Raw genomic sequence first — 22,066 nt, 5'->3', positions numbered from 1 at the left:
TTGATAGATGAAGTTTTTTGCGGTTCTCCCGACCAGGCTTCCGGGCGTTCTTCCGATCCGGCATGAAGCGGAAATTGTTGACAAAACTCTGCCACATCCCTTTTAAGCTCAGCCAGGCGTTTCTCATCTCCGACGGCGCTAAGGGCCTGGTGGATAAAATGGGCGATGTGCGCCATATGCGACGGATTCATGCCCCTCGTGGTGACCGCAGCCGTTCCGATTCGAATGCCGCTGGCGATGTTGGGTTTTTGGGGATCGAAGGGAATAGAATTCTTGTTCACCGTGATCCCCGCGTGGTCGAGCGTCTCTTCAGCGATTTTCCCTGTCAGGCCCTTGTTTCTCAGGTCTACGAGCATGAGATGGTTATCGGTGCCGCCGGACACCAGCCGATACCCGTAGGAGAGCAGTTCGGCCGCGAGAGCCTTACTGTTGTTCACGATCCGGTGTTGATATTCTTTGAATGCCGGCTGGAGGGCTTCGTGGAAGGCCACCGCCTTGGCAGCAATCACATGCATCAGCGGGCCGCCCTGAATACCGGGAAATATCTGGCTGTCCAACTTTTTTCCAAGATCCAGGTCGTCGGAAAGGATCAGGCCGCCCCGAGGACCTCGTAGGGTCTTATGGGTCGTGGAGGTGACCACATGGGCGTAAGGGATGGGGTTGGGATGGACTCCGGCGGCGACAAGACCTGCAATGTGGGCCATATCCACCATGAGTATGGCCCCAATGTCGTCACAGACCTCGCGAAAGCGCCCAAAATCGATAATCCGCGGATAAGCGCTGGCGCCCGCGACAATGAGTTTCGGGCGATGTTGTCGGGCGAGCCGGATCATTTGGTCGAAGTCGATGGTTTCCGTTTCCGGGTGGACACCATAGGAAACGACCTGGAACAACCGGCCCGAGAAACTAACAGGACTTCCATGGGTCAGGTGACCTCCCTGCCGCAGATCCATACCCATAATGGTGTCGCCCGGTTCGAGAAGAGCAAAATAGACGGCCATGTTGGCCTGGGATCCGGAATGGGGCTGGACGTTGGCGTAACGACAACCGAAAAGAGCCTTGGCACGCTCCTGCGCGAGAGATTCGGCCACGTCCACATGCTCACAACCGCCATAATAGCGTCGTCCGGGGTATCCTTCGGCGTACTTGTTGGTCAGGATGGATCCTTGGGCGATCCTCACGGCATCACTGACAAAGTTTTCCGAAGCGATGAGCTCCAGCTTGGTTCGCTGCCGTGTTTCTTCGTCAGAAAGGACCTTGGCAATGGCAGGGTCCGTTTTCTCCAATGAGTGAAGGTTCATCAGCGGTCACCCCCCGAGGAAGGATTATCCAACAGATTCAGACGGCGGGAATGTCGGCCCCCTTCAAAATTTTCCTCCAGCCACACATCCACGATTTCCAAAGCCAGATCGGGGCCGATGAAACGTCCGCCGAGACATAACACATTGCTGTCGTTATGACGCCGACTCATTTTGGCGGCATAAGGCTCACTCGCCAACACGGCCCGCACGCCGGGGATGCGGTTTGCCGCCATGGACATCCCGATGCCGCTGCCGCAGATGAGAATACCCCGGTCGACGATTCCCTGGGCTACGGCTCGAGCCACGGTAAACGCATATGTGGGATAGTCCACGGAGTCCAGACTATAGGTTCCAATGTCCTGGACATCATGACCGCGATTTCTGAGATGCGCGGCAACCTTTTCTTTCAGTTCGAAGCCGGCGTGGTCGGCACCGATCATGATCTTCATGGGGGAACACTCTCAAGATGTCAACACACCCGTTTATCTTTCTTCCGTCCACTTCCGGAAAACCACGGTCCCGTTGGTGCCGCCGAAGCCGAAAGAATTGGACATGGCGATCCGTACCGTGGCTTTTCGCGCCGTGTTCGGGACATAGTCTAAATCACAGTCCGGATCGGGGTTTTCATAGTTGATGGTCGGCGGAATCAGGTCATGATATACGGCCAGCACGGTGTAAGCGCCTTCGACGCCCCCGGCGGCCCCCAGCAGGTGGCCTGTCATGGACTTGGTGGAGCTGACTGCCAATTGCTTCGCGTGATCCCCAAAAACGGTCTTGATGGCTAAGGTTTCCAGCCGGTCGTTCAGGTCCGTGGATGTTCCGTGGGCATTGATGTAATCCACTTCGTGGGGAGCAATCCCCGCATCTTCAAGGGCGGCGCGCATGCACAGGACAGCCCCCTCGCCGTCGGGGGCCGGTGCCGTCATGTGGTAGGCATCGCCTGAGGCGCCAAAGCCGATCACTTCTGCATAAATGCGCGCCCCTCGCTTCTCGGCCCTTTTCGCTTCTTCCAAAATGAGCACCGCGCTGCCTTCACCGAGCACGAAACCGTCGCGGTCTTTGTCAAAAGGTCGAGACGCCTTTTCCGGTTCATCGTTCCGTGTGGAAAGCGCCCTCATGGCATTGAAGCCCCCGACACAGAGGGGAGTGATGGTGGACTCGACCCCGCCGGTGATCATAATGTCGGCGGCTCCATCCCGAATGAGGTGAAAGGCGTGCCCGATAGCGTGGGTGCCCGCCGCGCAGGCCGTTTGGATGGAAAGGTTCGGTCCTTTCGCGCGATGCTGAATGGAAATGAGCCCCGGGGCCATGTTCCCGATGAGCATGGGGATGAAGAACGGGCTGATCTTCCGAGGTCCCGACTGGAGCAGCGTTTTGTGGCATTCTTCAATGGTGGTGAGCCCGCCCAGTCCGCAGCCCATGACAACGCCCGCTCGCGAACTCTCTGAAGCCTCGATGGTCAAGGAGGCGTCCTGGACCGCCAGCTGCGCCGCCGCAATGGCGTAGGTCAAGAAAATGTCCATCTTGCGCAGGTCTTTTTTCGGGATGAAGTCTTCGGGCTGAAACCCTTTGACCTCTCCGGCAATCCGTGTGGCGAATCCCTCGGTGTCGAATCGAGTGATCATACCGATGCCGGAAACACCGTTCACCACATTGGTCCAGTTCTGTTCCACCCCGACTCCCAAAGGTGTCACCAAGCCCAGTCCCGTGACCACCACCCGTCGCTTCTCACCTTGTGCCATAATCCCCTCGTCGTTCGTTCGCGGTGTTCGTATGCCGCCTTGCCGTTTATCCCATAAACATCCCGCCGTTCACATGGAGGACCTGCCCTGTGATATACCCGGCTTCTTCAGAAGCCAAAAACCGCACCGCCGCGGCGACCTCTTCCGGTGTTCCCGTCCGCCCGGCGGGAATTTGAGCCAGAAGAGCGTGACGGGCGTCTTCAGAGAGGCTTTGGGTCATTTCCGTTTCAATATAGCCCGGGGCGACGGCATTCACGGTGATGTTTCGGGAAACCACCTCCCGAGCGAGTGACCGAGTCAGGCCCACGATGCCGGCTTTCGCCGCTGCATAATTGCACTGCCCGGCATTTCCTGTAAAGCCCACAACGGAGGTGACCGTGATGATGCGACCGTATCGCTGTTTGAGCATGGGGCGCATGGCGGCCTGGCAGCAGAGGAAGACCCCTTTGAGGTTCACCGCCATGACCTCATCCCAATCGGATTCCTTCAGTCGAGGCAAGATGTTGTCCCGGGTGATGGCCGCATTGTTCACGAGAACGTCCAATCGGCCATGAGCGTCGGTGATTTCCTTGAAGGCCGCTTTGACCTCCTCAGGATGGGAGACGTCAAAGGGGCAAAGAAACGCCTGGGCCCCCCGTTCCGTAACGGTCCGCGCCGTTTCCTCCGCGGCGTCCCGACCTGACCGATAATTCACCACCACCGTTGTGCCGGGCTCGGCAAAACTGACAGCAATGGCCCGACCGATACCCCGGCTTGCGCCTGTCACCAGAACCACTTTGGTCTGCGCCATGGGGACCTCCCTGTTGTGTGCTCGGCCCGCTCGGCATCCTCTCCCCGAGCCTCTCAAGTGTTTACATCTGGCCGGCCTCGTCCGGAGATGTCCGGGACGGAGCCGCAGGCCGGTGATGCATATCCCTTTGTCTTTTTAAGATTCAGCCGCCGTTCGTGGGCCGAAGCGGCGTTTCAACGGTCGTTCCGTTCTCGCCACGGGACTCTTCCGGCGATGAGGCGCCTCGTTTGATGCGTTCGATCAAGGCCGGAACAAACTCGAAAAGGTCGGCCACCACCCCGCAGGAGGCGACATCAAAGATGGGTGCTTCCGGATCCTTGTTCACAGCCACAATGATCTTGGATCCCTGCATCCCGACGATGTGCTGAATTGCCCCCGAGATGCCGATCGCGATGTAGAGCGTCGGGGAGACGGTTTGCCCGGTTTGGCCCACTTGGCGGGACACAGGAGCCCAACCCTCTTCCACGGCGCTCCGTGAAGCGCCGACAGCTCCATTGAGGAGCCGCGCCAGTTCTTCCACCATCCGGAAGTTTTCCGCTTTCTGCAGGCCCCGACCTCCGGAGACGATCACCTCGGCTTCCGACAACTTGGCGGTCGTGTCTTCTTCCGGGATGACTTTAAGGACTTCCACTCGGGTGCGGAAGACATCCTCGGGCAAAGAAACCTTTTCGATGCGACCGTTTCGCGGACTGATGACCGGGTGCATGACCCGGGGACGCACCGTGGCCATCTGGGGGCGGCCGTAGGGGCAGATGATGGTGGCCATGACGTTGCCGCCGAAGGCTGGACGGGTCTGCAGGAGAAGTCCATCGTCGCCGATGTCCAGATCGGTACAGTCCGCCGTGAGTCCAGTGTGGAGCAAGGCTGCCACGCGAGGGATAAAGGAGCGACCTATGGATGTGGCGCCAGCCAGGAGAATTTCCGGCTTCTTCTGGCGAACCAGTTCCACCAGACAGCGGCTATAGGCTTCGTCTGTGAAATGTCTCAGGGCGGGGTGGTCCACCACATACACCACGTCGGCTCCGTATTGGAGCAGTCCCTCGGCAGCCTCACCAACATTTTCTCCCAATAGGACGGCCCCGCACGGCGCTCCCTTTTTGTCCGCCAGGCGTCGGGCCGCGCTCACGAGTTCGTAACTCACCCGGTGGACCGTACCATGGCGCCACTCTGCATAGACCCAAATGCCCTGGTAAGCCGCCGCGTCGGCGGCCGTTCCGGTACCCACCTCCGGGAGGCGGATGGCCTGGAATTCGCACGTATCGACGCACATGCCGCAGAGGGTGCAGTCATCGGACACCACAGCGTGGGTTTCAGGGACCGTGATGGCACCCACGGGGCACGCATCCTGGCAGACTCCGCAGGCCGTACACTTTTGCAGATCGATCAGCGCTTTCATATCCCGGGAACCTTGGCTTCCTTCAGATATTGATAAAGTTTTTCCACCTGCTCATTCACCGTCCCTTCCAGCATCCATCGGTCCGCGCGTCTCGGTGGGCTGAAGACACGCACCACCTGCGTGAAGGATCCTCGAAGTCCGACCTGTTCTTCAGAAAGCCCCACATGGGCGATCCCCCACACAGGGATCGCAGCTTTCTTGGCGCGCATTTTATGTTTGAGGGATGGGACACGAGGATCACCCACATCACGCAGCACGGTTACGAGGGCGGGGAGTGGCAGCCGCCACGTCTCCGTGCCTTCGTCGGTTTTGCGCACCACCTGAAGATGCCCGGCGTCTTCCAGAACGATCTCTTTGACGAACGTGGCGTAGGGGATATCCAGGAGGGTGGCTAATTCCGGGCCCACCTGGGCCGTGTCCCCATCGATGGCCTGCTTGCCGCACACCACGAGAGAAATGTCGCCCAGCTTGCGGATCGCTGCAGCGAGGGTGGTGGCTGTTGCCCAGGTATCCGATCCTGCAAAAGCCCGATCGCTCAACAATACGGCATCGTCCACACCTCTGGAGAGCACTTCCCGTAAGGCCTCTTCTGCCTGGGGAGGTCCCATGGTCATCACGGTGATGTGGGCTCCGTGCCGATCTTTCAGGCGCAGAGCCGCCTCCACGGCGAATAGGTCAAATGGGTTGATGATGGAATCCACCCCTTGGCGCACCAGCGTGTGTGTCTGAGGGTCGATGCGCACGTTCTTGGCATCAGGGACTTGTTTGATACACACGACGATTTTCATGGCCCAGTCCGTCGGTTGCTGTGATTAGAAGAAGGTTTCCTTCAATCGCCCGTATTCCTTGTTGATCTCCTGGCCGATGATGTTCCGCTGAATTTCGTTGGTCCCCTCGTAGATTTGGAGAATTTTGGCGTCTCGGAACATCTTTTCTACGGGATAGTCCCGCATGTATCCGTAGCCGCCCAAGATCTGAACCGCTTCCGTGGTGACCTCCATGGCCGTGTCACTGGCAAACACCTTGCACATGGCTGCGACCTTCCCTGCATCGGGCGGGTCAGTGTCCAAATGGCGCGCAGCGCAGTAAATCAAGGCGCGGGCGGCTTCCGTCTTGATAGCCATGTCGGCCAGTTTGTGCTGGATAGCCTGAAAGGTGATGATGGGTTTGCCGAACTGGACGCGCTTTCGGGCGTATTCCGCGGCGATATCCAAGGCTCCCTGAGCGAGTCCCACTCCCAGAGCCCCGATGCCGGGGCGGGATTTGTCGAAAGTTTTCATGGCGATGATGAAACCCATGCCTTCCCGGGCGATCAGCCGATCTCTGGGGATCCGGCAATCCTGGAAAACCAGTTCGCGGGTGGCTGAGGCGCGGATGCCCAATTTCTTTTCTTTTTTCCCAAAAGTGAAGCCGGGATCGCCCTTTTCCACGATGAAAAAGCTGGCCCCTCGAGGTCCCTTGGTTTTGTCCGTGACGGCAAGAACACTGTAGATATCCGCTTCACCCCCATTGGTGATCCATTGTTTGGTGCCGTTCAGCACGTAGAAATCACCGTCTCTCACCGCGGTCGTGCGAATGGCCGTCACATCGCTTCCGGCTCCCGACTCCGTCACGGCGAAGGCCGCCAGTCTCTTCCCTGCGGCGATATCCGGGAGGTAGGCGGCTTTTTGAGCTTCAGATCCATAAAGCAAGATGGGATAAGCCCCGAGACCGCTAGCGGCGTAAGATGTGGCCACCCCAATGCACGCTCGAGCCAATTGTTCGACTGCCAGGCAATTCTCCAGTATGCCCCCGCCCATCCCGCCGTATTCTTCAGGGATGGAGACACCGAATAGATCGGATTGTGCGAGGATCTTCAAGATCTCCGTGGGAAACTCCTCGGCTTCGTCCAACTGAGCCCGTACGGGTCGGATCTTTTCCCGGGCGATTTGCTCAGCAAGCTCGCGAATCATTTGCTGTTCTTCGGACAAGAAATAATTCACAGCTGTCCTCCTTTAACGGGTTCCACCTATTTTGAACCGAAACGCCAGGGGCCTTTGAGTCCCGCGAGCATCCATCGGGCATAATGCCCACGCACGGCCGCCAGATGTTCCAAGAGGTCGGAATCCCTTTCCATACGTTGGCATAGACCTTGCCGGGCGAATCTTTCGGCCTCCAGGATGGCGTTGGCGATCTCTGCGGCTCCAGAGCGTCCGTGGGCGATGAGAACCGTTTTGCGCACGCCGAGTAAGGGAGCGGCTCCCAGCTCCCTGTGGGCGAGTCGGTAAAGCCATTGCTGAGGTGCCGGTGCCGTATCATCCCGAAATGGTTGTTCCTTTTTGCCCGCTCCGGCACAGAGGCAGTGACGGGCCGCCGCGGCCACACCCTCCAGGAGTTTCAGTAAAGCGTTCCCCACAAAACCGTCGCACACCGCGGCGTCCACACCGCCGCTGAAAAGCATGTGCGGCTCCACATAACAAAGATTCCGGTCGGTGGTTTCGGCGAGAAGCTTGACGGCGCCGCGAATGGCACGAGGCCCTTTGGTCGGTTCATGTCCGATATTGAGGAGGCCGATGTTCGGATTGGGGCGGCCGCAGGAATGCTTGAGAAAAGAGGCCGCCAGGAAAACCGTTTGGGCCAGATGGATGCTGCCCGATTCGCTATGGGCGCCGGCATCGGCCAAAAGTACATCCGATCCGAAGGACGGGAGCAATACGCCTAAGGCCGGCCGCTTCAACCCCGGGATCAGCCCCACATGATGCGTCGCCGTGGCCACGATGGCCGAACTGTTCCCGGCACTTACGACGGCATCGGCTGTGCCGCGATGCAACTGGTCCAGGGCCACATAGAGGGAGGAAAGCTTTTTTTTTCGGAGGGCCAATGGGCCGATGTCCCCCATGTCCACCGTTTCCGGGGCATGGAGGACATCGACGGCCGGTGAATGCGGCGTGGCGGCTAGACATCGATGGAGGCGTTTCTCGTCACCGACGAGAAGGAGTCGTGCGGTGGTGCGGGTCGACGCCTGAATCACCCCCTGCACGATCGCATCGGGGGCCGCATCCCCCCCCATGGCATCTACGGCGATGACCATCGATCCAGCCATTCAAAGGTCAACGCCCCCGGCTTAGACTTCTTCCGTGACCAAGACCTGCTTGCCCTTGTAGTATCCGCACGACGGGCAAATGCGATGGGGCATGCACGGCTCATGGCATTGGGGGCATGTGGAAAATGAGGGAGCCGTCAGGTGGAGGTGGCTCCGCCGTTTGTCTCTTCTCGATTTGGACGTTCTTCTTTTGGGTACGGCCATGACAGTCTCTCCTTGATGCGCAGCGTCAGGGACTTCCAAGTTTAAGGTTTCTCAGAGCCTCAAAGGGTGAAGAGGCCTTTTTCTGTGAACAGAGACAGGGTTCCCGATTCAAGTTGGCGCCGCAACCCGGGCACAACCCTCGACAGGCTTCGGAGCACAGGCATCGGATGGGGAGTTCCAAAAACACTTCTTCGGCGATCATGCGGTCCACTTCAATGACCTCCCCATCGAAAAACTCATAATCCAGCTCATCGGGTTCCAGTTCCACTTCCTCGTCGTTCGGGCCGAGGTTCTCTTGGAAAAGGAGCACCCGCACGGGACGGGCCAGCATCGTCGTGTACTCATCGAGGCACCGGTCGCACGTGAGCGTCAATTGGCCCGCAATGGTTCCCGTGACCTCAATGTGATCCGCCTTCCTCTGGATTTCCAGATCCACGTTGAGCGGGCGTGACAAAGCAAACCCCTTGGGGTCGCTGGGAGGGAGCATGCGTTCCAAACGGTCCTGAGTCCAGTGGACATGGAGCATGCGCCCGGATTCTGGGATTTCGTCGATACGTATCTTCATGCAAACCTCACATGGTCACGAGTAAAGCGTTGAGTATAGGCATCGCGCTCCCTCTGTCAAGCACACTTTGAACCCCCGAAGGAGGTCGGGAACTATCCGTCCAACCCAGATACACTGCCCCCCGGAGGGCCCAAAATCATGCGCCGGGCATCCATGCGCGGATGCGATTCCTATCGGATCGTGAAGACTTCTTCAAACGCTCGGCGCATGCCGCGCGGGAGCAACGTCGCGTCTTCCCGTTTCTTGCCGATGGCGATGAGCATGACCGGGACATACTTGGGGTCGAGGCCGAAGAGGTTTCGCACTCCGTCAATGTCAAACCCATCCATGGGGTGAGTGTCCCAGCCTTGATCGAGGGCGGCGAACATAAGATTCATGGCGAACAAGCCGACATTGCGGGAAACAAAGCCGATGGCCCGTTCTCCGCTGTAGAGGCGTTCGGTCACGGCCCGGACTTGAGGCAGGGCCTCCGCTTTCATGTAACCCCGAGCCACCCAATCGTCGAACACGTCTTGGCTTTCTGAATACTGATGCGTGTTTCCAAAAAGGACCAAAACGGCCGACGCCTCCGTCACCTTAGGCTGGTTCATGGCCACAGCCCGAAGCTTTTGTTTCTCTTCGTCGGAAAGAACCGCTACGACCTTCCACGGTTGCAGGTTGAACGATGAAGGCGCCAGCTTAGCCGCGTCGTAGATCTTGCGAAGGTCTGAAAGAGTGAGGGTGACAGACGGGTCAAAAAAGTTGACCGAACGTCGTTTTTCGTTCAAGGCTTTCCATTCCATGCTCGACTCCTGTCCTGGGGTTTGCACTGAGGGCGTGGCGCGCTGCGCTTCTTGAGAACTCTACTCCTTTGTGTTAAGCGATAACCTGTCTTTTACGTCAATGGCTACCCCCATGGCGCGTAAAAATAGCACGCTTTTTCCCACTCAAGACAGCTGAGGAGATTCTTAATTCATGGAAACCATCATCACTCGCTTTGCTCCAAGCCCCACTGGATACCTGCACATTGGCGGCGCTCGAACCGCCTTGTTCAATTGGCTTTTTGCCCGCCGCCATGGAGGAGTTTTCATTTTGCGCATTGAGGATACGGACCTGGAGAGGTCCACAGAAGAATCCATCCGCGCTATTCTCGATGCCATGGAATGGCTCGGCATGGATTGGGACCAAGGGCCGTTTTATCAAACACAGCGCATGGACCTGTATCGGGAGTATCTTCAAAAGCTTTTGGATACCGGGCACGCGTACTACTGTGAATGCTCGCCGGAAGATGTGGAGAGGCGTCGCCAGGAAGCCCTGCAGGCCGGGAAGAAGCCCAAATACGACGGTCGATGCCGGGAAAAAGGCTTAGGGCCCGGTGCGGGTCGTGTCGTGCGTTTCCGCTGCCCTCTGGCCGGCACCACCGTCCTGAACGACATGGTCAAAGGGCCCATCGAGTTTGACAATGCGGAATTGGATGACTTGGTACTGATGAGAAGCGACGGCATGCCCACGTACAATTTCGCTGTGGTGGTGGACGACGTCTCCATGGGCATCACGCACGTCATCCGAGGCGATGATCATGTCAACAATACTCCTCGTCAGATCCTTCTGTACCAGGCCTTAGCCGCCCCTCTGCCCCGATTTGCTCATGTGCCCATGATCCTCGGCCAAGACCGCACCAGGCTCTCAAAGCGCCACGGCGCCACATCGGTCATGGCCTATAAAGACATGGGATTCCTTCCTGAAGCCCTGGTCAACTACCTGGTGCGGCTCGGGTGGTCGTACGGAGATCAAGAAATTTTCAGCCGAGAGGAGCTCATCGAGAAATTCGATCTGGATCGTGTCGGATCTTCAGCGAGCGTTTTCGATATGGAAAAGCTCCTCTGGCTCAACGCCCATTACATCCGCGAGAAAAAGCCGTCGGAGCTCAAGGAGCTAATCAAGCCCTTCCTTCAGGCATTGAACCTGCCCCAAAAAGACGAGGCTTTTCTGGAACGCGCCGTGGTGACACTCCAACCACGCTCCCGAACGCTCAAAGAAATGGCCGAAGCGATGCGTTTCTACCTGGTGGACGAGGTGGACTACGACGCCCAAGCGGCGCAAAAGTTCCTGACTCCGGATATGATTCGGCCGTTACAACTCCTCATCGCGCGGCTCCAGGAGCTGGACCGTTTCACCGAAGAATCTGTCGAAAAGATTTTTAGGGAATTGGCCGAAGAGATGGGTGTGAAGCTTGGAAAAATTGCTCAGCCGGTGCGCGTCGCCTTGACGGGCGTGACCGCCAGTCCTGGACTCTTCGAAATTATGGATATCTTAGGAAAAGACGCAGTCGTTCGGCGGTTGCGGGAGGCGTGCGCCTTCATTCAAGGGGAAGTCCCCGAGAAATAGCTTCCTCGAGTCGTTCGGTGCTGTGGGATGGGCGCATGGGTTTCGGCCGGCAGCCAGTATCTTCCTCGGATGGGATGGTCCTGGGAACAGAGAAAGGGTCACGGACTTTGAATCGCCTGAGAACTCTGCCGCTGCGGTATCGTCTCATTGTGCCCTTTATCGTCCTGGCCTTTTTTGGGACGTGTTCTCTGGTTTGGCTGGCCATCCTCAGCCAGAACACGCTCATCCAAAGGCAAGAACACCAGAGGCTGGAAAGTTTTTACAAAACTTTTCTGCATACCTTGGAACTTCGTGGCCAGTGGGCGGTTTCACTGGCCTCCGGATTCGCCCGCAATCCAGAAATCGCCAAAGCTTTGGCCGACAGGGACCGGGTGCGGCTGCTTCAGCTCTGTTATCCCGCTTACGAGTTCATGAAACGGCATTATGGGATCCACCAGTTCCATTTCGAAGTGCCCCCGGGACGTTCGTTCTTGCGTCTCCATCGCTTGTACCAATACGGGGACGAGCTGTGGACGTACCGCAGGCAGATCCAGGACGTGTTGACGAAGCGGCGGGAGGTTTACGGGCTGGAAAAGGGAGCCACAGGCTATGGCATCCGGGGGGCCGTGCCTGTCTACTGGCAGGAGCAGTTGGTGGGGATCCTGGAAGTGGGTTTTTCGCTGAGCGACAAAATCCTCGAACCCATGCGCCTTCATGGGGATGTGGACGTGAGCATCCTGTCCCCTGAGGAAGGCGTGCCAGGTTCGATGGAGGTGGTGGCCACGACGTTGCCATCGAAACCTCAGCGGCCTCCCCGTCCGTATGGCGAGGTGTTCCAAACCGGCAAACCCCAGTATGCAGCTTTCAAGGTGGACAACCGTCCTTACGCCTTTCTCATCAATGCCGTGTCGGACTATCGAGGGGACACGGTGGCACTGGTGGAAGTAGGCGTGGACCGTTCTGAGACGGTGGCCCTGACCGTTCGGTACCGCCGCTGGATGCTCGGTCTTGGTGTCGTGGGAATGATTCTCTCCGTGGGGGCCATCTATATCATCGCGCTCGTCTTCACTCGTCCCATTGACCGCATGATTGCTTTCGCCCGGGAAATCGCCATGGGCCAGGCCGTCAGGCCGTTGGAAGTTCGACCCTTCGGCGAATTGGGCACATTGGCCGATGCCTTGGACGAGATGCTCGGTTCCCTGGAAATGTCCCGGGAACAGATTAAACTCTATGCCGCTACCTTGGAAGAAAAGGTCCAAGCGCGCACCCGTGAGTTGCGGGAGTCGGAGGAAAAATACCGCACGTTGGTGGAGCGTGTCCCTCTGGTGGTCTACCGCTTGGATAAGGAAGGCAACACTGTTTTTGTGAATCACTTTGTGGAAGATCTCCTGGGGATGTCTCAGGAAGAGATTCTTGAACGGCCGCGGTTCTGGAAAGAGAAGGTGTGGTTCGAAGACCGTGATCGCATCTGGCCCCTCATGGATCAATGTCTTCGAGAAGGTAAAGAGTTTCGGGAGGAATACCGAGTACGTCACCGCAACGGCCGTGCCATTTATGTCTTGGATCACGCGCTGCCCGTTCTGGACGGGGAAGGGAAGGTCCAGATGGTGGACGGGTTCCTGGTGGATGTCAGCGAGCGCCATGAGCTGCAACAGCAGATCATCCAAACGGAAGAACTGAGGACCTTGAGCGAAATCTCAGCGCGCCTCGCCCACGAGATCCGCAACCCCATTGCGGTGGCAGGGGGATTTGCCCGGCGTCTCCTGAACCGGCTTCCCGAGGAGGATCCGAACCGGCAGAAGGTGCAGATTATTCTCAAAGAGATGGCTCGGTTGGAAAACATTCTGGAAAGAATCCAAGAGTACCTGAAACCCGTCGTGATTGTGCCTCAAAAAAGCGATTTCAACGCCTTGGTCAATCAGGTCGTTAGAGACTTAACGCCAAAGTTTCAGGCACAAGCTCTGCGCTACGAGCTCGATCTGCAGCCGGATTTGCCGCTTCTCATGCTGGACCAGGAGCTCATTCGAAGATCTCTGCACGTCCTCTTGGAAGCCTTGCTCAGCTATTGTCCCGAGGACGGCGGGAACCTTCGGATTTCCTCCACGTCAGGTCCCAATGCCGTGGTCTTTGAAGTGATGGCGTGCGGCATGCACGTTTCGGACGACGACATCGAACACTTTTTCTATCCCTTTACGAGTCGGATGGATGACTCCCGCCTGCTGGATCTGCCTCTGGCCAAAATGGTTCTCCACCGCCATCGCAGCCTTGTCCGCCTCAAGCGCACGAGCGAAGAGGAGCTGCTGCTCTCGGTGACTTTCCCCGTGTGTTGATGGGGCCGGTCTTTCGACCACGATGGCGGCGTCTATAAACGGCGGGCCGGAAAAGCCCGATCAGCGTCTTTTTCGGAAAACCTCCCGAACCTCATCCAAGAAAGAGGGCTGATGCACTCAGAGCGGGTCTCATGAAACGCCGTGGCCCCGCACTTTGGGAGCTCTGTGTGCCATCACTTAGGCGAGCGGGGATAATGGGTGGTGCGGCGAGGTGAAAAACTTTCCTTGGAAAAGGTTCTCCTTCTCCATGTAGGCGAGCAGGGCGTCGATGTTTTTTTGTTTTTCCAAAGCCCACGAGGGGGCAACCAGCTCATCGGGATGAGGATCTCCAGTCACGCGCTGGACAATCACATGCGGCGGCAGGTGGGCCAAAAAAGTCCCACACGCCCGCACATAATCGTCGCGAGAGAGGCAACTGTAGCGTCCGCTCTGGTACCACGATGCCAAAACGGTCCCGCGAACGACGTACAAGACATGAATCTTGACTCCTTGAATATCCAAGCGGCCAAGGAAGCGTGCGGTCTCACGCATGTGATCCAGGGTTTCTCCGGGCAGTCCTAGAATGACATGGACGCAAACAGGAAGGTTCCGGGCACGCGTTCTTTCCACGGCGTCTCTGAAGCGGTCCACATCATGGCCCCGCCGAATGAGTCGCAGTGTTTCGTCGTGCGCCGATTGAAGACCGTATTCCAGCCAGACCAAGTGGGTGCGTGAAAGGGTTGCGAGATAGTCCAGCACAGGATCCGGCACGCAGTCCGGGCGAGTTCCGATGGTGAGCCCGACCACGTCGGGGTCGCTCAAAGCTTCCTCGTAGAGCTCCCGAAGTTTTTCCAATGGGGCATAGGTATTGGTGAAGGATTGGAAATAGGCTAAAAATTTCTTGGCCTTATATCTTGAGGCAAGATAAGATTTCGCCGCCCGAATCTGCTCGCGGATGGACACCCCCTGGTGATGAGCTCCGGTGCCGGAACCGCGAGAATTGCAATAGATACAGCCGGACGTGCCCAACGTGCCATCCCGGTTGGGACACGTCAGCCCCGCGTCCAGACTGATCTTGTGGACCCGGCAGCCAAAAAGATGGCGCAGGTAGCTGCTGTAATCTCGGTAAGGCTTCACACGGGTCGGCATGGTGCGCCACAGTCCTCCGATGAGCGACATCACGGGCACTTTAAAGGATTCTGGAAGGAAAGACCACCATGAGTTCCACCTATGACGTGATCGTTGTCGGCGCCGGCCATGCGGGATGCGAGGCCGCGATAGCCTCGGCCCGGATGGGATGCCGGACGCTGCTCCTGAGTCTCTATCTGGACACGGTTGCCCACATGCCCTGTTCCCCGTCCGTGGGAGGAATCGGCAAAGGCCATCTCGTCAAAGAGGTGGATGCCTTGGGCGGCGTGATCGCCAGGGTGACCGATCGCACGGCCATCCAGTTTCGTCGGCTCAATACCAAGAAAGGACCTGCCGTCCGCGGCACACGCACCCAAAACGACAAGGTGCGATACCGCACCGTCATGAAACACGAAATCGAAAAGACTCCCAATCTGGAACTCAAACAATCCCTTGTGGAATCGTTGGTGGTGGAAGGAGGAGGCGTTGCGGGTGTCATTGACCAACTGGGAGTGTTCCATGCCGCCCGCGCCGTGGTGCTGGCCACCGGCACCTTCTTCAACGGGCTCATCCACATCGGTACCGCCCATATCCCCGCCGGGCGGGCTTGGGAACTGCCTTCCATCGCCTTGGCGGATCAACTCAGGGACCTGGGATTTCAACTGGGTCGGATGAAAACCGGGACGCCGGCCCGCATCCACAGGCGTTCTATCGACTTCAGCCGTTTCAAGGAGCAACCGGGAGATCCGGATCCCCGACCGTTTTCCCTGTGGACCGAGCGCATCGAACTGCCCCAAGTGTCGTGCCATTTGGGTCACACCCACCCTCGTACCCACGAGATTGTGCGCACGTACATTCACCTTTCCCCCCTCTACAACGGCACGATCACCGGCGTCTCGGCCCGGTACTGTCCTTCTCTGGAGGACAAGATCATGAAGTTTCCTCATAAGGAGGAACACCAAATCATCTTGGAGCCGGAAGGGTTAGACACGGAGGAAATCTATGCGAGCGGCACCGGGAATTCTCTACCTTATGAGATTCAATTGAAGCTCATTCGAAGCATTCCCGGTTTGGAAGAGGCCGAAGTCATGCGTCCGGCTTACGCCATCGAATACGATTTCGTCCAACCGACCCAGCTCAAGCGGACTTTGGAAACCAAAAGAGTTTCCGGTCTTTTTCTGGCCGGTCAGATCAACGGGACCTCCGGGTACGAAGAAGCGGCGGCGCAAGGACTATGGGCCGGGATCAATGCCGCCCTCAAAGCGCAAGAGCGACCTCCTTTCATCCTGGACCGTTCTCAGGCGTACATGGGGGTTATGGTGGACGATCTTGTGACCCAAGGTACCAACGAGCCTTATCGCATTTTCACCTCGCGGGCTGAGTACCGCCTGTGGCTCCGAGAAGACAACGCGGATCTTCGACTGCTGGAACTAGGCTATCAACTGGGCCTTCATTCCCGGGAGACGTTTAAAGAGCTTACGGAAAGAAGGCTGGCTATCCAGGGGGAATTGGAACGATTGCGGACCCGGAGAATCTTTCCGTCCGCAGAGGTGAACGCCTACCTCACTTCCAAAGGGTCCGCGCCGTTGGAAGAACCCGTGAGCCTGGATCGGCTCCTGAAAAGACCGGAACTGACCTACGACGATGTCGCCCATCTGGCCCCGGCACCTGAACCTCTGCCGGAAAGGGTTCGGGAACAGGTGGAAATCGAATGCAAATACGAAGGGTACCTCCAGCGACAACAAAAAGAGATGCACAAGTTCCGGAATCTGGAGCGGGTGCGCATTCCCGAAGATTTTTCTTATGCTGTCATTCCGGGGCTTTCCAATGAGTTGCGTCAAAAGCTCATGGCGGTGCGCCCCGACAATTTGGGGCAGGCTTCCCGCATCCCGGGGATGACGCCGGCCGCGTTGTCCGTTCTCATGGTTTATTTGAAGCGTCATGTTTCCGGGAAAGCGGAGGGTCTCGCCGCACATGAATGAATTGTCATTCATATTTTTCTTGGCTTTTGCGTCCCAATTCGTGTAAGGTGCACCCCGGCGCTCCCCTCGGAGGGTCACCTTGCCGGGAGAATCGTTCGCCATCGCCGTTCGCACAGGCGCGGGCGACGTCGTCAAAAAGGTGAAGCGGGCTGTGACACAGAAAAAGGAGGACAGGTCGTGAACATTGTGGTGCTTCTCAAGCAAACGCCGGACACGGAATCGGTCATTCGCATCGCTCCGGACGGGCAATCCATCGTGACGCAGGATCTCAAATGGATCATCAATCCCTATGACGAATTCGCCGTGGAAGCGGCGCTTCGCCTCAAGGAAAAGCATGGCGGCACGGTCACCATCGTCAGCTGGGGGCCGCAGCGCGTGGTGGAATCCATCCGCACGGCTTTGGCCATGGGCGCCGACAAGGGCGTTCTGCTCGACGATGAGGCTTTAGACGGCAGTGACAGTTTAGGTGTTGCCCGGGCTTTGGCGGCAATAGTCCAGGGACTGCAGCCGGACATCGTCCTGTGTGGCTCTCGGGCCGTGGACTACGATTTGGCCCAGCGAGGCCCCATGGTGGCGGAGCTTTTGGGCTGGCCTCATTTAGGTCTGGCGGTTTCTCTGGAATCCGACGGTTCGTCGGTCACCATTGAACGGCCCATTGAGGGAGGCAAAGTCACTCTGCAGGCGGCGCTTCCCGCCTTGGTAACCATGGGAGGATCCCATGCCGTGTGGAATCCGCGCTATGCCTCCCTCCCCGGCATCATGAAGGCCAAGAAAAAGCCCTTGGAGATGAAAAAGCTGGCCGACCTGGGCTTGAGTGCTGAAGAATGCGGCGCACAAGCGGCCAAAATCCGCATGGTGTCTTTGGAAATGCCTCCGGAACGCAAACCGGGACGGATCATCGACAACGGCCTGGATACGGAAGGCAAGGCGGTGGCCCTGGTCAAAGCGCTGCATGAAGAGGCCAAGGTGATCTAAGCAAGGCTTTTGGAACGGAAACGAAGATCAACGCCATGGGAGCGTAAGGAGATAGGAAATGGCCGACTGTGTGGTATCGATTGCAGAGTTTCGTGCGGGGGGGTTCCGCCGCGTGTCGTTTGAGGTGGCCAGTGAAGCTCGAAAGGTGGCCGAAGCTTTGAATCTTCCCCTTTATGGAATTGCCGTAGGATCCGGTGTGGCCGCAAAGGCGGCGGACTTGGGCTACTACGGTGTGGATAAAGTTTTCGTTGTGGATGATCCGGCGTTGGAACACTATGTACCGGAACTCTATGTGCCGGTGGTGGCCTCGCTGATCGAACAGTGGAATCCTGCGGCGGTACTTCTCCCGGCCTCGGTGGACGGCAAGGATCTGAGCGCCCGGTTGGCTGCGCGCCTCCAAACAGGTCTGGCTCAGGACTGTATCCAGGTGGTGTGCGAAGGCGGGGTGATCAAGGCAAAACGACCCATTTTTGCCGGCAAGTGCTTGGCCTGGTGTGAATGGGCGGATGGGGCTCTACCCATGATTTCGTGCCGTCCCAACGTCATGGACTGCAAGGACGCGGATGCGACACGGCAGGTACAGGTGGAAAACGTCGCTGTGGATCTTCCCGAGGCTCGGTCCAAGGTTTTGGGTGTGGAACTGGACACCACGGGCAAGGTGGAACTGACCGAGGCGGAAATCATCGTCTCGGGCGGCCGGGGCATGAAAGCCGCAGAAAACTTTGCCATTTTGGAGCAACTGGCCAGGGAGCTGGGTGCCGCCGTCGGGGCCTCTCGAGCGGCGGTGGATGCGGGATGGCGGCCGCATTCGGATCAGGTGGGCCAGACGGGCAAGGTCGTCAACCCCAATTTGTACATTGCGGTGGGCATTTCCGGGGCGATCCAGCACCTGGCGGGCATGGGTTCTTCCAAATACATCGTGGCCGTCAACAAGGATCCGGAAGCGCCGATCTTCACCAAAGCCGATTACGGCGTTGTGGAAGATCTTTTCAAGTTTATCCCGGCCTTTACAGAAGAAGTCCGAAAGATGAAGAGCACGTGCTAGGGCTGACGACGGCGACGGAAACGGCCGGGGACATTCGACGGAATAGACGGCTCGGGTCCGTGGTCGGCAACCGGTGAGCTGAGCACCTGAGGGGCGCGGAGTGCCGTGCCCCTTCAAAAAAGTATAAATTTTGCCATGTGGCCACAAGCCTTGGGGTGTTAAAGCGCGCCGCGATCTTGGGGCCGGGAGGCGGAGAAGGCGCGAGGTTTTGTTCTTTCTTTCAGACCGGCAGGAACCCGTGATGTCGGCTGTCGGGGACGGGGTTATTGGAGGAGGGAGTGCATGGATCGCCCGTGGTATCAGCACTATAATGGCAGAGTGCCCCAGGAAATAGAGTTTCCCAATTGGGCGCTTCCCGTTCTTGTGTCGAGAACGGCGGAAAAGTATGCCGGGAATATCGCGACGGAATTTTTCGGGGCCAAGTTGACTTATAAGCAGCTCTGGGACCAGGTGCTGCGCATGGCCGCTGCGCTCAAGAACATGGGTGTGGGCAAGGGAACACGGGTGGCCATCATGCTTCCCAACTGTCCACAGGCCATCATCGCCTATTATGCCACTCTGTGGTTGGGCGGCGTGGGTGTCATGACCAACCCCATGTACGTGGAACGGGAGATGGAGCACCAGTGGAATGATTCGGGGTCAGAGGTGCTCGTGACTTTGGACCATTTGTATCCCAAGGTGGAAAAAGTCCTACCGTCCACTCCGAAAATCCGCACTGTGGTGGTAACCAGTCTTCGCGAATACTTGCCCTTTGTCTTCAAACATTTGTACCCCGTCAAAGCCAAGAAGCAGAATCTTTTCATGGCGGTTCCTTACGACGGGCATCGCATCGTGAATTTTTCCTGGATTATCGCCAAAACCCCACCCGTGTCGGACCCCTGCCCGGTCACCCTTGATGACCTTGCACTGCTTCAGTACACCGGCGGAACGACGGGTGTTTCGAAAGGAGTGATGCTGAGCCATCGCAACATCTTGGCGAATGTGCTCCAGGTTGCCGCCTGGTTTCCCGATTTCCGGTGGGGTCGAGAAAGATTGGTCGCCATCCTGCCCTTCTTCCACGTGTTTGGGATGACCGTGTGCATGAACTTTTCACTCTACGGGGGATGCACGACCATTGTGGTTCCGCGGTTTGATGCCGACGAGTTTATCAAACTCCTTCACAAAAGCCGGCCTACCTTGTTTCCAGGGGTGCCTACCATCTATGTCGCCTTGATCAACCATCCCAAGGTCAAAGATTATGATTTGTCTTCCATCCGGTTCTGCATCACGGGGTCGGCCCCTATGCCCGTAGAAGTGCTCAAGAAGTTCGAGGAGATGACCGGCTGCATCATCGTGGAAGGTTACGGGCTTTCAGAGGCGAGCCCTGTGACCCACGTCAATCCCATCAGCGGCTTGCGAAAGCCGGGCTCCATCGGAATCCCGGTGTCCAGCACCGATGCGCGCATTGTGAGCATGGAAGACGGCGTGAGCGACGCACCGATGGGACAACCCGGCGAGTTGGTGGTGAAAGGGCCGCAGGTCATGCTCGGGTACTGGAACATGCCCGAAGAGACGGCGTCGACCCTGCGTGACGGATGGCTCTACACAGGGGACATCGCCACGGTGGACGAAGACGGCTACTTTTTCATCGTGGATCGCAAGAAAGATATGATTATCGCCGGTGGGTACAATATCTATCCTAGAGAAATCGATGAGGTCTTATACACCCATCCTAAAGTGCTGGATGCTGTGGCGGTGGGAGTTCCCGATCCATACCGAGGGGAGACGGTAAAGGCCTTTGTGGTCCCGAAGCCGGGTGAGACGGTGACGGAAGAGGAAATTATTCAATTTTGCAAGTCAAAACTGGCAGCCTATAAGGTGCCGAGATCCGTGGAGATTCGAGAGTCCCTGCCTAAGACCATGGTCGGCAAGATTTTGCGAAAGGAACTGCGGGCCGAGGAGTTGCGTAAGCTTCAGCAAAAAGGTTCTCCCACGAGCTGAAAATACGTGAGGTCGTCCGAGGAACTCGGTTCATGCCGGTGCTCGATCAGTTTGTATGAACCCCGCGGGAGGGGGCCGCTTGGCCCGTCGTCGTAATCGGTCAAAGGCGCCCCCTCCCTTTATTCTTGTCTTTAGAGCGTCTCACGATCAAAAATCTTCTCATCCTTTGACACGCGGGTCGCAACGGCGATGTGTGCGGCGCGACTGGATTCCAGCTTTGCGTGTCCACACCCCTTGGATTCCCCCTCGGATGACAGCCATCTTGTTTTCTGTGCCGAAATAGAACAATAAGAGACAGTGAAGGCTTGGCTGTCCGCGAAGTCTCGAGCCCCATAAGCTTCATGGCGGCCGGGAAGAAACAGCGCTTCACGCACCATGTCGGCTTGCTGGATCAGCCTTTTCGGGGAGGCGATCCTGCGCGTCCGGGTGGATGATCGCTCCACCTGCCTCGCCGATGCGGACCATGGGGAAGGCGTGGGATCGGATTGGGCACAGCGGCCGCGACATGGCGCTTTGAAACAAGCTTGACGGAATGGGCGGAGGTTTTTGGCCCATGGGACGTAAAGACTACTACCGGATTCTTGGGATCCCTCGAACCGCATCAAGAGATGAAATACGAAAAGCTTACAGAGCGCTGGCTCGCCGACACCACCCCGACCGAAACGAGGGGGACCCGATGTGCGAGGAGCGACTCAAGGAAATCAATGAGGCGTACTCGGTTTTGGGGGATCCAGAAAAAAAGGAAGCTTATGACGCGGAACCCCAAACGTGGGTCAAACCGCGCATGAGGGCCCCAGAAGGATTTCGTGGCGCGGAAGTTTTCCGCAGGACCTTTCAGAGTCCTTTGGAACGCCTTATGGCGTGGGTCGATGAAGAACCTTTTTGGAACGTGTTTTTCTCGAGAGAGAGACCCTGGGAGTTTCGGCCGGAGCCGCCGTCTTTGGGATCTTTCCCGGGGAAACGAAGCGCCGGGGTCAAAGGTCCGTCGGTGGAGGTGCACATCCAACTTCCCGCATCCCACACTCAGGGTGGACAGGAACGCGTGATCTCCTATCGTGTGGGGAACCGCGTGGAGGAGGTGCCTGTGAGGATTCCTCCGGGGGTTCGGGAAGGCACCCGATTGAGGATGGCCGGCCGTGGGTTGCAATCCCCCTCCGGTGGTCCCCCCGGGGACCTTGTCGTGGTGGTCCATATCCTTCCGGACGCTTAATCCCTCTGATG

General features: G+C 57.8%; 18 protein-coding genes and 1 pseudogene. 7 read left to right on the top strand and 12 right to left on the bottom strand.

Features of this window, described 5'->3' with window-relative positions; all coding sequences use genetic code 11:
- Nucleotides 1-59 precede the first annotated feature (59 nt).
- From glyA to ACZ5K9_RS03250, 11 genes and pseudogenes are all read right to left on the bottom strand, one after another.
- Nucleotides 60-1,301, bottom strand: a pseudogene (gene glyA, locus ACZ5K9_RS03300) (serine hydroxymethyltransferase); the annotation flags it as partial.
- A complete protein-coding gene (gene rpiB, locus ACZ5K9_RS03295; RefSeq protein ID WP_464272999.1) occupies nt 1,301-1,750 on the bottom strand; it encodes a ribose 5-phosphate isomerase B in 450 nt (149 codons plus the stop codon). The pseudogene glyA and the gene rpiB, both read right to left, overlap by 1 nt.
- 33 nt (nt 1,751-1,783) lie before the next feature.
- Nucleotides 1,784-3,043: a beta-ketoacyl-ACP synthase II gene (gene fabF / locus ACZ5K9_RS03290; RefSeq protein WP_464272998.1), complete on the bottom strand. Its 1,260-nt coding sequence runs from the start codon at nt 3,041-3,043 to the stop codon at nt 1,784-1,786.
- A gap of 46 nt (nt 3,044-3,089) precedes the next feature.
- Nucleotides 3,090-3,833 carry a 3-oxoacyl-[acyl-carrier-protein] reductase gene (gene fabG / locus ACZ5K9_RS03285; protein WP_464272997.1) on the bottom strand — a complete coding sequence of 248 codons (744 nt, stop codon included), beginning with the start codon at nt 3,831-3,833 and terminating at the stop codon, nt 3,090-3,092.
- Between the two features lie 142 nt (nt 3,834-3,975).
- Nucleotides 3,976-5,229: an FAD-binding protein gene (locus ACZ5K9_RS03280; RefSeq protein WP_464272996.1), complete on the bottom strand. Its 1,254-nt coding sequence runs from the start codon at nt 5,227-5,229 to the stop codon at nt 3,976-3,978.
- Nucleotides 5,226-6,017, bottom strand: a complete 792-nt coding sequence (locus ACZ5K9_RS03275) for an electron transfer flavoprotein subunit beta/FixA family protein (protein ID WP_464272995.1) — start codon at nt 6,015-6,017, stop codon at nt 5,226-5,228. Before ACZ5K9_RS03275 ends, ACZ5K9_RS03280 begins: the two co-directional genes overlap by 4 nt.
- A gap of 24 nt (nt 6,018-6,041) precedes the next feature.
- Complete coding sequence (locus tag ACZ5K9_RS03270) at nt 6,042-7,211, bottom strand: acyl-CoA dehydrogenase family protein (RefSeq protein WP_464272994.1); 1,170 nt, start codon at nt 7,209-7,211, stop codon at nt 6,042-6,044.
- Between the two features lie 26 nt (nt 7,212-7,237).
- Entirely contained in the window at nt 7,238-8,311 is a 1,074-nt protein-coding gene (locus ACZ5K9_RS03265) for a phosphate acyltransferase (RefSeq protein WP_464272993.1), read from the bottom strand.
- Between the two features lie 21 nt (nt 8,312-8,332).
- On the bottom strand, nt 8,333-8,515 hold the full coding sequence (rpmF, locus tag ACZ5K9_RS03260) for a 50S ribosomal protein L32 (protein WP_464272992.1): 183 nt from the start codon (nt 8,513-8,515) through the stop codon (nt 8,333-8,335).
- A gap of 25 nt (nt 8,516-8,540) precedes the next feature.
- Nucleotides 8,541-9,080 (bottom strand): YceD family protein, encoded by a 540-nt coding sequence (locus tag ACZ5K9_RS03255; RefSeq protein WP_464272991.1) that lies wholly within the window; start codon nt 9,078-9,080, stop codon nt 8,541-8,543.
- 170 nt (nt 9,081-9,250) lie between these two features.
- Nucleotides 9,251-9,862 carry a nitroreductase family protein gene (locus ACZ5K9_RS03250; protein WP_464272990.1) on the bottom strand — a complete coding sequence of 204 codons (612 nt, stop codon included), beginning with the start codon at nt 9,860-9,862 and terminating at the stop codon, nt 9,251-9,253.
- 172 nt (nt 9,863-10,034) lie between these two features.
- Between ACZ5K9_RS03250 and gltX the strand changes: the two genes are divergently transcribed.
- Both gltX and ACZ5K9_RS03240 read left to right on the top strand, forming a co-directional pair.
- Nucleotides 10,035-11,447: a glutamate--tRNA ligase gene (gene gltX, locus ACZ5K9_RS03245; protein ID WP_464272989.1), complete on the top strand. Its 1,413-nt coding sequence runs from the start codon at nt 10,035-10,037 to the stop codon at nt 11,445-11,447.
- 107 nt (nt 11,448-11,554) lie between these two features.
- A complete protein-coding gene (locus ACZ5K9_RS03240) occupies nt 11,555-13,756 on the top strand; it encodes a cache domain-containing protein (RefSeq protein ID WP_464272988.1) in 2,202 nt (733 codons plus the stop codon).
- A gap of 177 nt (nt 13,757-13,933) precedes the next feature.
- Here ACZ5K9_RS03240 and mnmL read toward each other — a convergent pair whose 3' ends face one another.
- A complete protein-coding gene (gene mnmL, locus ACZ5K9_RS03235; RefSeq protein ID WP_464272987.1) occupies nt 13,934-14,884 on the bottom strand; it encodes a tRNA modification radical SAM protein MnmL/YtqA in 951 nt (316 codons plus the stop codon).
- A gap of 68 nt (nt 14,885-14,952) precedes the next feature.
- Between mnmL and mnmG the strand changes: the two genes are divergently transcribed.
- The 5 genes from mnmG to ACZ5K9_RS03210 all read left to right on the top strand — a co-directional run bounded on the left by mnmG (nt 14,953) and on the right by ACZ5K9_RS03210 (nt 22,055).
- Nucleotides 14,953-16,845, top strand: coding sequence for a tRNA uridine-5-carboxymethylaminomethyl(34) synthesis enzyme MnmG (mnmG, locus tag ACZ5K9_RS03230; protein ID WP_464272986.1), 1,893 nt, complete (start codon nt 14,953-14,955; stop codon nt 16,843-16,845).
- 177 nt (nt 16,846-17,022) lie between these two features.
- Nucleotides 17,023-17,820: an electron transfer flavoprotein subunit beta/FixA family protein gene (locus ACZ5K9_RS03225; RefSeq protein ID WP_464272985.1), complete on the top strand. Its 798-nt coding sequence runs from the start codon at nt 17,023-17,025 to the stop codon at nt 17,818-17,820.
- Nucleotides 17,821-17,878: 58 nt separating this feature from the next.
- Nucleotides 17,879-18,865 (top strand): electron transfer flavoprotein subunit alpha/FixB family protein, encoded by a 987-nt coding sequence (locus tag ACZ5K9_RS03220; RefSeq protein ID WP_464272984.1) that lies wholly within the window; start codon nt 17,879-17,881, stop codon nt 18,863-18,865.
- Nucleotides 18,866-19,147: 282 nt separating this feature from the next.
- Nucleotides 19,148-20,845: a long-chain-fatty-acid--CoA ligase gene (locus tag ACZ5K9_RS03215; RefSeq protein WP_464272983.1), complete on the top strand. Its 1,698-nt coding sequence runs from the start codon at nt 19,148-19,150 to the stop codon at nt 20,843-20,845.
- Between the two features lie 553 nt (nt 20,846-21,398).
- Nucleotides 21,399-22,055, top strand: a complete 657-nt coding sequence (locus tag ACZ5K9_RS03210) for a DnaJ domain-containing protein (protein WP_464272982.1) — start codon at nt 21,399-21,401, stop codon at nt 22,053-22,055.
- The last annotated feature ends 11 nt before the right edge of the window (nt 22,056-22,066 follow it).

It is taken from the genome of Desulfosoma profundi (assembly GCF_055387865.1).
The sequence above is the reverse complement of the archived record's forward strand: the minus strand, read 5'-3'. Positions and strand labels throughout refer to the sequence as shown.